At 68.1% G+C, this 12,956-nt stretch carries 10 protein-coding genes and 5 pseudogenes; 10 read left to right on the plus strand and 5 right to left on the minus strand.

The genetic code is table 11. The annotated features are described in order from the left end of the window. Positions 1–198 precede the first annotated feature (198 nt). From SY89_RS12615 to SY89_RS12625, 3 genes and pseudogenes are all read left to right on the plus strand, one after another. Positions 199–1,253 (plus strand): annotated as a pseudogene (locus SY89_RS12615) (metal ABC transporter substrate-binding protein). After that, a pseudogene (locus SY89_RS12620) lies at positions 1,250–1,992 on the plus strand (metal ABC transporter ATP-binding protein). Before SY89_RS12615 ends, SY89_RS12620 begins: the two co-directional pseudogenes overlap by 4 nt. Continuing rightward, positions 1,989–3,023, plus strand: coding sequence for a metal ABC transporter permease (locus tag SY89_RS12625; protein ID WP_054584484.1), 1,035 nt, complete (start codon positions 1,989–1,991; stop codon positions 3,021–3,023). Before SY89_RS12620 ends, SY89_RS12625 begins: the two are co-directional and overlap by 4 nt. Positions 3,024–3,051: 28 nt before the next feature. Here the strand turns inward: SY89_RS12625 and SY89_RS12630 are convergent, their stop codons facing one another. Beyond that, the gene (locus tag SY89_RS12630) at positions 3,052–4,227 is read right to left on the minus strand and encodes an inorganic phosphate transporter (protein WP_054584485.1); all 1,176 of its coding nucleotides are present in this window, start codon (positions 4,225–4,227) and stop codon (positions 3,052–3,054) included. 167 nt (positions 4,228–4,394) lie between these two features. On the opposite strand from SY89_RS12630, the gene SY89_RS12635 reads away from it, so the two are divergent. From SY89_RS12635 to SY89_RS12655, 5 genes and pseudogenes are all read left to right on the plus strand, one after another. Continuing rightward, entirely contained in the window at positions 4,395–5,045 is a 651-nt protein-coding gene (locus tag SY89_RS12635) for a magnesium transporter (RefSeq protein WP_054584728.1), read from the plus strand. A gap of 152 nt (positions 5,046–5,197) precedes the next feature. Then, positions 5,198–5,569, plus strand: coding sequence for an Hsp20/alpha crystallin family protein (locus tag SY89_RS12640; RefSeq protein WP_054584486.1), 372 nt, complete (start codon positions 5,198–5,200; stop codon positions 5,567–5,569). Between the two features lie 148 nt (positions 5,570–5,717). Next, positions 5,718–6,358: pseudogene (locus SY89_RS12645) on the plus strand (metal-dependent hydrolase). Between the two features lie 48 nt (positions 6,359–6,406). Continuing rightward, on the plus strand, positions 6,407–6,982 hold the full coding sequence (locus SY89_RS17360) for a hypothetical protein (RefSeq protein ID WP_054584487.1): 576 nt from the start codon (positions 6,407–6,409) through the stop codon (positions 6,980–6,982). Positions 6,983–7,094: 112 nt separating this feature from the next. Then, a pseudogene (locus SY89_RS12655) lies at positions 7,095–8,434 on the plus strand (FAD-dependent oxidoreductase). On the opposite strand, the gene SY89_RS18640 reads toward SY89_RS12655, so the two are convergent. Beyond that, positions 8,435–9,070, minus strand: a complete 636-nt coding sequence (locus SY89_RS18640; protein WP_321163916.1) for a potassium channel family protein — start codon at positions 9,068–9,070, stop codon at positions 8,435–8,437. It lies immediately after the preceding pseudogene. A 95-nt stretch (positions 9,071–9,165) separates the two neighbouring features. Beyond that, positions 9,166–10,119: pseudogene (locus tag SY89_RS18645) on the minus strand (potassium channel family protein); the annotation flags it as partial. A 122-nt stretch (positions 10,120–10,241) separates the two neighbouring features. Between SY89_RS18645 and SY89_RS12665 the strand changes: the two are divergent. Then, positions 10,242–10,793, plus strand: coding sequence for a hypothetical protein (locus SY89_RS12665; RefSeq protein WP_054584488.1), 552 nt, complete (start codon positions 10,242–10,244; stop codon positions 10,791–10,793). Between the two features lie 72 nt (positions 10,794–10,865). After that, a complete protein-coding gene (locus SY89_RS12670) occupies positions 10,866–11,351 on the plus strand; it encodes a DUF5812 family protein (protein WP_054584489.1) in 486 nt (161 codons plus the stop codon). An 18-nt stretch (positions 11,352–11,369) separates the two neighbouring features. Here the strand turns inward: SY89_RS12670 and SY89_RS12675 are convergent, their stop codons facing one another. Both SY89_RS12675 and msrB read right to left on the minus strand, forming a co-directional pair. Continuing rightward, positions 11,370–12,314 carry a D-2-hydroxyacid dehydrogenase gene (locus SY89_RS12675; protein ID WP_054584490.1) on the minus strand — a complete coding sequence of 315 codons (945 nt, stop codon included), beginning with the start codon at positions 12,312–12,314 and terminating at the stop codon, positions 11,370–11,372. 207 nt (positions 12,315–12,521) lie between these two features. Beyond that, entirely contained in the window at positions 12,522–12,926 is a 405-nt protein-coding gene (gene msrB / locus SY89_RS12680; protein ID WP_054584491.1) for a peptide-methionine (R)-S-oxide reductase MsrB, read from the minus strand. Positions 12,927–12,956 lie beyond the last annotated feature (30 nt).

Raw genomic sequence — 12,956 nt, forward strand, 5'->3', positions numbered from 1 at the left:
TACAACGAGAAACACGTGAAGAATTTTTCGGCGAGCACGGCCGCCGAGCCGATATCCGGGACGGCAGCTCCCGACCGGGGCTCGGGTTGTGAGTCCGGTAAACCGGGGAAGGGCGAGCCACAGGAAATGTTTAGATGCGACAAAACAATTGATTCACCGAAGCTATTTTGAGTGTTCAGTTCCCCTCTCTACTCGACAATGAGTAACACGAACCGATCGTCGACGACGACACGACTCTCGCGACGAGCGGTCCTCGCCGCCGGCGCCGGAGCGTTCTCGGTCGGTCTCGCCGGCTGTACGAGCAGTGCGGGGAGCACCGCGGCGGCGGACGGGCCGGTCGTGACGGCGTCGTTTTTCAGCTTCTACGACTTCGCACGCGTCGTCGCCGACGGCACCCCGATCCAGGTCGAGAACCTCGTGCCGACGGGGCTCCACGGCCACGGCTGGCAGCCCAACGCGAGCATCACGCGAGAGATCATCGAGTCCGACGCGTTCCTCCACGTCGGCGAGGGGTTCCAGCCCTGGGCCGACCGGGCCATCCAGACGATGGACGACGACGGCGTCGACACGGCACTCATCAACGCCCGCGAAGGGGTGGAGCTGCTCGATCTCGCAGCCAGCCTCGACAGCGAGGAGGAGGGCGTCGGCGAACAGCAGGGGAAAGACCCCCACTTCTGGCTGGACCCCCAGCGCGCCAAGCGGGCGATCGACAACATCACCGAGGGGCTGGTCGACCTGCTGCCGGACGCCGAAGCCACGCTCCGGGAGAACGCCCAGCGCTACAAATCCGAGACCATCGACGACATCGACGCGTCCTACCAGGCGATCTTCGACGCCGCCGACCGGGACGTGGTCCAACTGGCGGCGCACAACGCGTTCCAGTACATCGGCGCGCGCTACGACGTGAGGATGCGGCCGATCGTGACGAACCTCGCCGCCAGCGGCGAAGTCGCCCCGAGGACATGCGGCAGGCCCAGGCGGTCATCGCCGAGAACGACATCCGCTACGTCGCCAACGGCGTGTTCGAGTCCCGCCGTCCCGCGAGACAGTTGATCGAGGAGACCCAGGCGGAGGCGTACTTCCCCGTCACTCCCTACGCCGGCGTCCGCGAGGGCTGGGTCGAGCAGAACTGGGGGTACGCGGAGATCGCGTACAACATCAACATGCCCACGTTCGAGGTCGTCCTCGGCAACAAATCGCCCGCGGAGGCCGGCCCCGATGGCTGGGCCGACCAGTGGAGGAACTTCGAATGACCGACGACACGGTCGTCGATCTCTCGGGCGTCGCGTTCGGCTACACGGCGACGCCGGTGGTCCGGGACATCTCACTCCAAATCGAGGCCGGCGAGTACGTCGCCATCGTGGGCCCGAACGGCTCGGGCAAGTCGACGTTGATGAAGCTGATGCTCGGCCTGCTCCAGCCCGATACGGGGACTGCTCGCCTGTTCGGCGAGCCGTCCCACGAGTTCGACGACGGCTCGCGGCTGGGCTACGTCGCCCAGCACGCCAGCGCGTCGAAGGAGATGCCCATCACCGTCAGAGAGGTCGTCAAGATGGGGCGGTTCCCGCACGTCGGCTTCGGCCTGCTCTCTGATTCGGACTGGGAACGCGTCGACAGGGCACTCGACACCGTGGGATGACTGCGTTCGCCGACCGCCGAGTGACCCAACTCTCCGGCGGGCAGCGCCAGCGGGCGTTCATCGCCCGGGCGCTGGCGAGCGAGGCCGACCTGCTCGTGCTCGACGAGCCGACCGTCGGCGTCGACGCCGAGTCCGTCGAGGCGTTCTACGACCTACTGAACGGGCTGAACGAGCAGGGGATCACCATCCTGCTGATCGAACACGACCTGAGCGCCGTCACGAACCACGCCGAGCGGGTGGTCTGTCTGAACAAGGAGGTGTACTTCGACGGCCCGACGAGTGCGTTCGTCGACAGCGACGCACTCACCCGGGCGTTCGGCCGTGCCGCCGGCGTCGTCGGGGGGCAAGAATGACCGCGGCCGCGCTACAGGCAGGGGCGCTCGACGCGCTGCTCTCGCCGCTGTACTGGTTCCTCGACGCCTGGTCGACGCTCCTGTCGTGGGTGGGGGAGCTGACCGGACTGGGGCTGCTCCAGTACGGCTTCATGCATCGTGCGATCCTCGTCGGCCTCTGTGTCGGGATCATCGCGCCGCTGATCGGGACGTTCCTCGTCCACCGCCAGCTGGCGCTGATCGGCGACGCGCTCGCACACACCGCGTTCGCGGGCGTCGCCGTCGGCCTGTTCCTCAACGCGGTCATCGATCTCGGGGTGAGCCCCTACCTGACGGCGGTCGTCGTGGCGATGATCGCGGCGTTGCTGATCGAGCTCATCTCGGAGACGACCGACGCGTACAACGACGTGTCGATGGCCATCGTGCTCTCGACGGGGTTCGCGCTGGGGACGACGCTCATCAGCATCAACGCCGGCGGCCTGACCGTCAGCGTCGATCAGTACCTGTTCGGCAACCTCTCGACGGTGACCAGCCAGAGCGCCGCGATCCTGCTGGTGCTGTTCGCCGTCGTCGTGGGTGTCGTCGCGGTGACCCGGAACCAACTCCTCTACGTCACGTTCGACGAGACCGCCGCCGAGGTGTCGGGGCTCTCCGTGAGTTGGTACAACCGAATCATGGTGATGCTGACCGCGCTGGTCGTCGTCGGCGCCATGCAGATCATGGGCGTGATCCTCGTCGCCGCGATGTTGGTCGTGCCCGTCGCCGGTGCGGCGCAGATCTCCCGGAGCTTCACCGAGTCGCTCCTGGTTTCGGTGGTGCTGGCGGAGCTGGCGGTGTTACTGGGGATCGCGATCTCCTACTACGCCGGTGCGACGGCTGGCGGCGTGGTGGTGCTCGCCGCAGTCGGGATCTACGTCCTCGCCGTGGTCGCCGGAAAGCTCCAGACCGCGGTCGGCGAGGAGGCGACCCCCGAGATGGGGAGCATCGACGCCGGCGCCGCCGCGGAACGGAGCCCGTCCGGCGGGCAGGTGCCGACTGACGACGCGGACTGACGATCGGGGTGCGCACGGCGATCCGCCCCTACCAGAAAAAGCGGAACAGGATGGTGAACGTGACGTAGGCGCCGACAGTCGACAGCACGGGCACCACGTTCTGCATGATCAGCACCCGGCCGGTCGTCGACGGGTCGAACAGGTCCGACGCCGCCGGGATGTCCTTCGGTTCCTCCTCGCCGATCCCGGGCACTTCCTCGCCCGCCTCCTCCGCGGCCAGTGCGCCGACGGAGACGCTGGGCGACTCCTCGCCGCGCACCCCGCCGGAGAGCGTGGCCGTCCGGGTCGCACGCCCCCAGCCGAGGCCGACGATGGAGGTGGTGGCGATGATGACGAACGAGGCCGGGATGCCGATCGCCGAGAGCCCGATCACGATGGTCGAGGAGACGATCGCGACGACGATCGCCGCCGTCAGCGGCAGGTCCGTGATGTCGTTGCCCAGCGTGTCGAGCGTTCGTCGTGCGATCGTGAACGCCCCCACGGCGACGGCGCCACAGCCGAGCAGGATCATCATCTCCATCTCGACGCCCGCGCCGACCAGCGGCGCGATAGCGTTGGCGATGTTCGACGTGCCCGAGGAGAACGCCATCAGACAGCCGATGAGGATGACGACGATCCCGCCGAACATCTCCCGTCGGGTCGTGTTGGGGCCGGGGACGGGGCGTGGAACGACGCCCGAGCGGTCGAGCTCCATCAGCGCGCCGTCGCTGCTGTCGATGGCGACCCACTGGTTGATCCGCGGGTAGAGGTAGCGACCGATCATCCCCGAGACCCAGAAGCCGACGATGGGCGCGACGATCCACCAGACGGCGATCTCACCCATGATGACCCAGTCGAGCGAGTCGGTCGCGACGCCGAGGCCGGCGATGGAGCCGACGGCCGTCATCGACGTCGACGCCGGGACGCCGAAGTAGTTGCCGACGAACAGCGCGCCCCCGATGAAAAAGAGGACGACGATGCTCGTCTCGATCGTGAACACGCTGGCGCTGGTAATGAGCTCCTCGCCCAGCTTGTCGACGACGCGGCGCCCGATCGTCCACGCGCCGACGAAGAAGAAGACCGCCATCAGCGCCGCGGCGCCGGTTTTGGAGATGGCGTCGGAGCCGACCGCCGGACCGAACGCTGGCCCGGTCGTCGAGCCGCCGATGTTGAATCCGACGAACAACGCGACCACGATACCGACGAGGAGAAGAACGCCGACCATACAGAGGGATATCGCGCCCCGCTCTTAAGCCGTTGGACCGAGCCACCAACGCGACGCCGCTCCGTGGGCGGTCAGCCCGATCGGGAGAGATGGGTATACCCGTCTGGAACTCGGGTACCAAGTATGTACGAAATCCGATCCCGCTGTCCTAGCCCGGGGTGGCGTCGATGAAACCGGCCCGCGTCGACTTCGTCGTCGACTTGGCCTACGGCGTGTCGATCTTCGTGGCCATCCTCCTGATACTCGAGCTCGGGACCGCCGTCGGGGTGGCGTTCGGGCTCGGCGTCCTGGTCTCCTACCTCATCCACATCGGCTGGAAGATGGCGCGGTTCGACCCCGACTGGATGACCCAAGAAGTGACCGAGAAAGTCAGCGACACCGTCACCGAGACCGTGAGCCAGGAAGTCGAGGAGACCGTCAGCAAGGAGGTCGACCAGGTGAGCGAGGAGGTCTCCGAGACTGTCACCGACACGGTGAGCGAGGAAGTGTCCGAGAAAGTCAGCGAAGAGGTCTCCGAGAAGGTGACCGAAGAGGTGACCGAGGAGGTCAGCCAGAAAGTGAGCGAGGAGGTCGAACAGACCGTCAGCAAGGAGGTCGACGAGGTCGCCGACAAAGTCTCCGAAGAGGTGACCGAGGAAGTGTCCGAGAAAGTCAGTGAGGAGGTCGAACAGACCGTCAGCAAGGAGGTCGACGAGGTCGCCGACAAGGTCTCCGAAGAGGTGACCGAGGAAGTGTCCGAGAAAGTCAGCCAGACGGTCGAGGAGGCCGACGAGGAAGCTGATGAGGAGAAGAACGGCGACCCGGACGACGAGGAGTAAAGTCACCGCGACTGCATCAACCCCCACCGCCGGCGGCCCCGAGGGGGCCGCCAGCGCGTGTTTTCTCGTTTCAAGGGGTTCGTCTCGGACATGATTAATAATCTTCATTATTTCGCGTGGATAATCTCCACCTGCAGTCGAGGTGAGCAACCATGGCGCTGCCAGAGAACCTGACCAGTTCCTGGACGCAAGGGCTCGATCTCCCGAGTCGACTGTTCGAAACCGGTAGCACCGACTACGAACTGTTCGAGGAGGACGGGGAGTTCGTCCTCAGCGTCGAGATGCCCGGGTTCGATCCCGAGAGCATCACCGTCTCCTGGGACGAGGGTGTGCTGAACATCGCCGCGGAGCACGAGGACACCCAGCGTGGCCGGCGTCGCACCTACCACCGTCGGTTCCGCTTCCCCAAGTCCATCGACGACGAGGAGATCGCTGCCGAGTACAACAACGGCATCCTCGAAGTTCGGCTGCCGATCCTGGCGGATGCGGCCGTCAGCGGCACCGAGATCGAGGTGCAGAGCTGAGGTCGGTCGTCGCGGTTCCGGTTCGCGGTCCGTTTTTTGATGTACGGCGCCACAGTCGTGACGGTGGCGGTCGACGTCCCCGGTACCGAACTGTGCGACTGAGACACACGACAGTTTCATAGGTATCTGTCCGATAGAGAAGGACACGATGATGCTCCCGACCCACGCGCTGTTCGGGATGCTCCTCGCGCTGCCAGTCGCCGTGCTCTCGCCCGAGCACGGGCCTGTCGCGCTGGGAGCCGGACTTGCCGGCGGGATACTGCCGGATCTGGACCTGTACGTGGGCCACCGGAAGACGCTGCACTACCCGGTCGGCTACAGCCTGCTCGCCGGCGTCGCCGGAGTGGCCGCGGTCGTCAGCCCCACGGCGGCGACGGTCGGCGTCGCGCTGCTGCTCGCGGCGGCGGCGAGTCACAGCCTCGTCGACGTGTTCGGCGGCGGGCTGGAGCTCCGCCCGTGGGAGGCGACCTCCGAGCGCGCCGTCTACGACCACTATCGCGGGCGCTGGATCGCCCCCGGCGGTGGGTTCGCTACGACGGGGCCCCCGAGGATCTGCTGCTCTCGGTCGGGCTCGCCGTCCCGCTCTGGCTCCACGTCGGCTCGCCGTTCCGGCCAGTCGTGATCGCCGCCCTCGGCGTCGGCGCCGTCTACGTCGTCTCGCGCCGGGTGCTCCCGCAGATCGCCTCCCGGCTCGTGACCGAGGTGCTCCCCGGCCGCGTGTCGCCGTCGCTGCTGGCCCGTGTGCCGGAACGGTACCTCGAGGACGCCGACCGCGACGCCGGGACGTGACGGTTCAGAAGTTACTTCCCGCTGGTGTGACCGCACTCTGGTAGATCGATGGGCTCCCTGATCGTCGGCGTCGTCCTCGTCGTCGCAGCGCTGGTCGCGGCCCTCTACGTTGGCTACCGGCAGGAGAACACGGCCGCTGTCGTCAACACCGCTGCCGCCGTCGCACTCGTGTTCGTTTCTGCCGGGGCGCCGGTCGCGCTCGGCGACGGCCAACCGAGCCGGGTCGCGGCGCTCACGCTCTGGGTCGCGGTTGCCGGGTTCCTCCACGCGCTCGGCATGCTGGGACGCTACGACTCCGTCTGGTGGTGGGACCACCTCACGCACACGTTCTCGGCGGCGCTGGCGGCGGCACTGCTGTACGCGGCGCTGCTCGTGATCGGCTGGCACAACGCAGTCGCCCTGACGCTGCTCGGCATACTCTTCCTCGGCGTGCTCTGGGAGGTCGGCGAACTGGTCGCCCGCGAAGTCGCCGACTGGTACGACATCGAACCGGTGCTGGTCCACTACGGCTGGCGGGACACGGCGCTCGATCTCGTGTTCGACGTGGTCGGTGCGGCGCTGGTCGTCGCACTCGACCTGCGGCTGTTCGTCCCGCTCGTCGAGTGGCTGGCGAGTGCCGGCTGAGTCGACCGATTGCCGGGATTCGTCGATACCGGTCACGCGGATCGTCGAACACGACGACGAAAGGGGGTCCGTTATCCGTCCGGAGTGCGAGCCTGCGAGTAACGCCTAAATTATGTCCGGAGAGTACGATCTCGTTATCGTCGGGGCGGCATCAGTGGGGCGTCGTTGTTGTACACGACCGCGAAGTTCACCGACATCGACTCGATCGCGCTGATCGAGAAGGAACCGGAGATCGGCGCGATCAACACCCACCACACGAACAACTCCCAGACGCTGCACTTCGGCGACATCGAGACGAACTACACCCTCGAGAAGGCCGAGGAGGTCAAGGAGGGTGCCGAACTGCTCGCGGGCTACCTAGAGAACCACGACCCCGACCGCGAGATGCACGCAAAGCGCAGCAAGATGGTGCTCGGCGTCGGCGACGAGGAGGTCGAGAGCCTCGAACAGCGCTACGAGGAGGAGGGGTTCGGCGACCTGTTCCCCAAGCTCCGACCGATCGAGCGCGAGGAGATCGCCGAACTCGAACCCAAAGTCGTCGAGGGGCGCGACCCCGACACCGAGATGCTCGCGCTGCAGACGCCGGACGGCTACGTCGTCGACTACGGCGCGACCGCGGGGTCGTTCGTCGAGGCCGTCGAAGACGACGCCGGCGTCGACGTGTACACCGGGACGGAAGTCACCGACATCACCCCCACGCTCGAGGGGCACACGATCGCGACCGACAGCGCCGGCCGCTTCGACACCGACGCCACCGTCGTCGCCGCCGGCTCCCACAGCCTCCAGATGGCCAAGGAGCTTGGCTACGGCCAGGACAAGGTGCTGCTGCCCGTCGCGGGTAGCTTCTTCCTCGCGGACGACCTACTGAACGGGAAGGTGTACACCCTCCAGATGAAGAAGCTCCCCTTCGCCGCGGTCCACGGCGACGCCGACGTGCACGACGGCTCCGTCACCCGGTTCGGCCCGACGGCGAAGCTCGTCCCGGCGCTCGAACGCGGCCGGATCTCCACGGTCGGCGACTTTCTCGACGTGTTCGGCCTGAACGTGGCGTCGTTCCTGAGCTACGCCAACATCCTCGCCGACCGCATCCTCCTCCCCTACGTCCTGCGCAACCTCGTGTACGACGTGCCCGAGATCGGCCCGCGACAGTTCCTGCCCCACGTCCAGAAAGTCGTCCCCAGCGTCGAACTCGACGACATCGAGCGCGCGAAAGGGTACGGCGGCGTGCGCCCCCAGATCGTGGACACGAAGAACAAGTCACTGGACATGGGCGAGGCCAAGATCGTCGGCGACGACGTGATCTTCAACATCACGCCCTCGCCCGGCGCCTCGACCTGCCTGAAGAACGCGATGCGCGACACGCACACGATCGTCGACTTCCTCGGCGACGCCGAGTTCGACGAGGACGCGTTCCGCGAGGACACGATCGGCGAGTTCCCGCGGGCCGAGTAGCTACCCCGTCCGGCTGTTCTCCGCCGGCGTCACGTCGTACCGCTTCAGGAACTGTTGGACCGACTCGTCGGTGCCGACGAGCGTGAGCTCCTCCGCCCCCGAGAGCTCGCGCCCGGGGTCCACGCCGGTTGTCTCGCCGGCCGCGTTCTCGACGGCGACCACCCGGCAGCCCGTGTCCGCGATCCCCGAGTCGGCGATCGTCGAGCCCGCGAACGGCGTCGCCGGCACGCGGATCAGCCGCACCTGGCCCCCGGGTTCGAGCACCTCCTCGCCACGGAGCGCCTGTGCTACCATCCGGGCGCTCACCCGCGGCACCGAGAGCACGTAGTCGGCGCCCGCGCTCAGCGCCTTCCGGGTCGCGTCGGTGTCGGTTACCCGGACCAGGATCTCGATGTCGGTGTTCATCTCCTGTGCGAGCACCGCCGAAAGCAGCGCGTCAGAGTCGTCGGGCAGGCCGATCACGATCGCGTCGGCGTCGTCGATGCCCGCCGCCCGCAGCGTGTCGCGGGTGCTCGCGTCGCCGACCACGTCGACGCCGTCGCGCTCGGCCACGTCGACGGTGACCGTCTCGATCCCGGCGGCCGTGACCAGGTCGTCGACGGCCTGGCCGACTTCGCCGAACCCGGCGATGACGATCCGGTCGTGGCTGCCGAACTGCCGGGGGTCCGAGTGAACTCGCTCAGTTTCTCCAGGCTCTCCGTGCGACCCGAGACCAGCAGGACGGTGTTATCTCGGATCACCGCGTCGGGATCCGGCGGCAGCTGGAGCTCGCCGTCGATCCACGCGCCGATGATGGTGACGCCGGTCCGCTCGCGCAGCCGCGAGTCGCGGATGCGGTTCCCGACCAGTTCGCTCCCGTGGGAGACCGGGAGCTCGGCCACCTCGATGTCGCCGCCGACCTCGACGGAGTCCCGGATCTCGGCGGTGAACGACTCGACGGCTTTCTCCGCGAGCCGCCGGCCGAGCACGGCGTGGGGCGAGAGCACGGTGTCGGCGCCCGTCGAGCGCAGCACGCGCTCCATCTCGCTGTCGTCGGTCAGCGCGATCACGTCGACGTCGTCGCGGACCGACCGGACCGTCAGGATCGTGTTCACGGTCGCGTCGCCGGCGTCGGTGATCACCGCCCGGGCGGTGTCGATGCTCGCCCGCTCGAACGCCTCGGCGTCCTGCGGCGAGCCGTGGATCGCCGCGTAGCCGTCGTCGGCGAGCGCCTTCGCCTCGGCCTCGTCGGAGGAGATGAGCACGTAGTCTACGTCCAACTCCCGGAGCTCGTCCAGCAGCACCGCCGAATCACGGCTGTACTCGCAGATGATCACGTGGTCGCGCTTGGGCGAGAGCCGGCTGTCGAGGTCGACCTCCGCGCCCGTGAACAGCGGGATGATCACCAGCCGGAGCGTGAAGAAGCCGACCGCGATCCCGCTCAGTTGGATGAACACGACGAAAAGGTTCATCAGGGGGTGCGTCCACGGCGAGTCGGCGCCGTACCCCGTCGTCGTCATCGTCTCGACGACCGTCGTCAACGCGTTGAACACCGTGTACTCCGGCCCCTCGCCCTCCAGGGTCCGCATCCCGTAGAAGTAGACGACCGTGAGGAACAGCACCATCCCCACCAGCCCCAGCGCGTAGTAGGCGACGAGCCGGTGGCGCCGCGAGAGATCCGAGAACGAGTCCGGGAGCGAGACCATTCAGATGCTGACTCACGTCGCCTTGCGTGAAAAAGGGTCGCTCGTGTCGACCCCTCTCATCGCCCGGTGGACCGCGGGCCGGCCTCGCGGCGTTTAACTCCGGCCGGCCACAACCCCCGGCGATGGCAGACGACTACGGCGGCATCCTCGGCGCCTTCCCCTACGCGTTCCGGCGGAGCGACTCGCGGCTGTTCCGGTCGTACGTCGTCGTCGCGGGGCTCGCGACGCTGCTGCTCGCGCTGACCTGTGTGCTCGCGATCGTCGTCGTGTTCGGACAGACCGCGGGTGCTCGCGGCGGGAGCTTCACGCTCTCGCGGTCGTTCATCGCGCTGCTGGGGCTGCTCGCGGTGCTGCCCGTGGTCGCGCCCGTGCTGCTGGCCGCGCGGACGCGCCGCCGCGGGCTGGCCGACGACGACGGGTTCGAGCCGCCGCGGAACTACGAGCCGCTGCTTTCGGTCGCCGGCTACCTGTTCCTGCTCGCGCTGTATCTCGGGCTGATCGCGTCGATGCCGGAGACGTTCACGCTCGACGGCGAGACGGTTACCCGGCCCTCGCCCTCGGGGCTGTTCGCCCCCGTCGTCGCCGCGCTCTACGCGATCCCGTCGGCGGCCTCGCCGCTGCTCCCGGCCGCCGCCGCAGCGGCGATCCTCGTCGTCCACCGGTGGCTGCGCTGAGCCGGCCCCTCGACCGCACCAGCCGCCGGCCCGGGACGAAATCCGGAAATGGCTCGGGCGCCCAGTCGGGGTATGAGCGACGCCGAGATCGACGGCGAGACCGAGGGGACGTTCCTCGTCACCCACGCCGACGACGACAGCGCAGTGTTGCGGGACGTCGAGCGCGGACAGGTGCACACGCTCTCCTCGAACCCCGGGCTCTCGGAGGACGACGCCGTCGAGGGCGTCGTCGCCCCGGAGCCGCCGCTGGAGGTGACCGTGGAGCTGATCGAGGTCGAGGAGCGCCGGCAGCTCTCCATCGGCGAGAGCCGCGAGCCGCCGACCCAGCACGAGCGGGAGATCGCCGCCGCGCAGTCGGTCGGCGAGCTCACCAGGGAGGAACGGGCGGGGATCGGCGAACTCCACGTCATCACCGTTCCCGAAGACGAGACCGAGGCGGCCGTCGATGATGTGCTCGAGGACCGCGAGACGACGCTGAGCCGCGCCGCCCGCCTCGGCGTGAACCGCGTCGAGATCCGCTCGGAGCCGGGCGTCGTCAGCGTGCGCTACCTGCCGTAGCCGCACGCCCGCTGTCCGTCAGCAGATCCGGTTGACTAACGCCTCGTCGGCGCCGAACCGGCGGTAGTTCTCCCCGATTATTCCCGCCCAGCGCTCGGCCTTCTTCGGTGTCGAGCCGGCCATGTGGGGCGTGAGCAGCACGTTCGAGAGGTTCCACAGCGGCGAGTCAGCGGGCAACGGTTCGGTCTCGAACACGTCCAGCGCGGCGCCGCGGATCCAGCCGTACTGCAGCGCCCGGACCAGCGCGTCCTCGTCGACGACCTCGCCGCGGGCGACGTTCACGAGCACGGCGTCGCCGTCGAGCAGGCGGAGTTCGTCGGCGCCGATGAGGCCCTCGGTCTCCGGAGTCAGCGGGCAGGCGAGCACGAGGTGGTCCGCGCGCCGACAGAGTTCGGTGTGGCCGTCCGGGCCGAAACACTCGTCAACCGCCTCGGGCGCTGTATCGGGGTCGCGCTTGGTCCCGAGCACCTCCATCCCGAACGCCGAGCCGAGTTTGGCGACGCGGGTCCCGATGGCGCCGACGCCGACGATGCCGAGGGTCTTGCCGTGGAGTTCCCCACCCTCGACGCGCTCCCAGCTGGTTCGCTCCTTCTGTGCCATCGCGTCGAGGAAGCCGCGCTCGAACGCCAGCATCCCGCCGAGCACCTGCTCGCCGATGGGCTCCGCGTGAACCCCGGAGGCGTTAGTGAGCGCGATGCCGCGCTCCTGCAGCGCCTCCTGTGGGTAGCTGTCGACGCCGGCCGAGAGCGCCTGCACCCACTCGATGTCGGCGTCGGCGAGCAGGTCGGCGTCGAGGCGCCCGGTGATCAACGCGTCGGCCGCGGGCAACAGATCCGCGGTCTCCTCGGGCGTCGCCGCCGTCAGGAGGTCGGCGTCCGGAATCTCCGCCCGCAGCGCGTCGAGGAGCGCCTCACTGGTCTCCGGTGGCACAGTGTGGGTCAACAGAAGCGTCGGGTCGGTCATACGCGGCAGTTCCGACGGCCGGGAGAAAAGCGCTCGCCTCGGGGCAGTCGAAGTTACGCCTCGTCCTCGAACGCCAGCGCCACCGAGTTGATGCAGAACCGCTTCCCGGTCGGCTCCGGGCCACCGTCAGACCGGCTTCGCCGGCCTGACTGGGTCACGCTCGCGTTCGCTCGCGTGACCGTCGTCGAACACGTGGCCCAGGTGGCCCTACGCCTCGTCCTCGAACTCCAGCGCCACCGAGTTGATGCAGAACCGCTTCCCGGTCGGCTCGGGACCGTCGTCGAACACGTGGCCGAGGTGGCCCTCACAGTTGGCACAGACGACCTCGGTCCGGGTCATCCCGTGGCGGGTGTCCTGCTGTGTCTCGACGGCGTCGTCCTCGGCGGCGTAGAAGCTCGGCCAGCCACAGCCGGCGTCGAACTTGGTGCCCGAGTCGAACAGCACCTCGCCACAGCCCTTGCAGCGGTAGACGCCGTCGTCGTCGCGGTCGACGTGCTCGCCGCTGAACCGGGCCTCGGTGCCCCGTTCCCGGAGGATCTCGTACTCCTCGTCGGTGAGTTCCTCGCGCCACTCCGCGTCGGACTTCTCCGTAACCGGGTCGCTCTCGCTCATACGTCGTGTTGGGGCTGGACGGGGCTAACG

The organism is Halolamina pelagica (assembly GCF_001307315.1).
In the GTDB taxonomy this organism is placed as follows: Archaea; Halobacteriota; Halobacteria; order Halobacteriales; family Haloferacaceae; genus Halolamina; species Halolamina pelagica_B.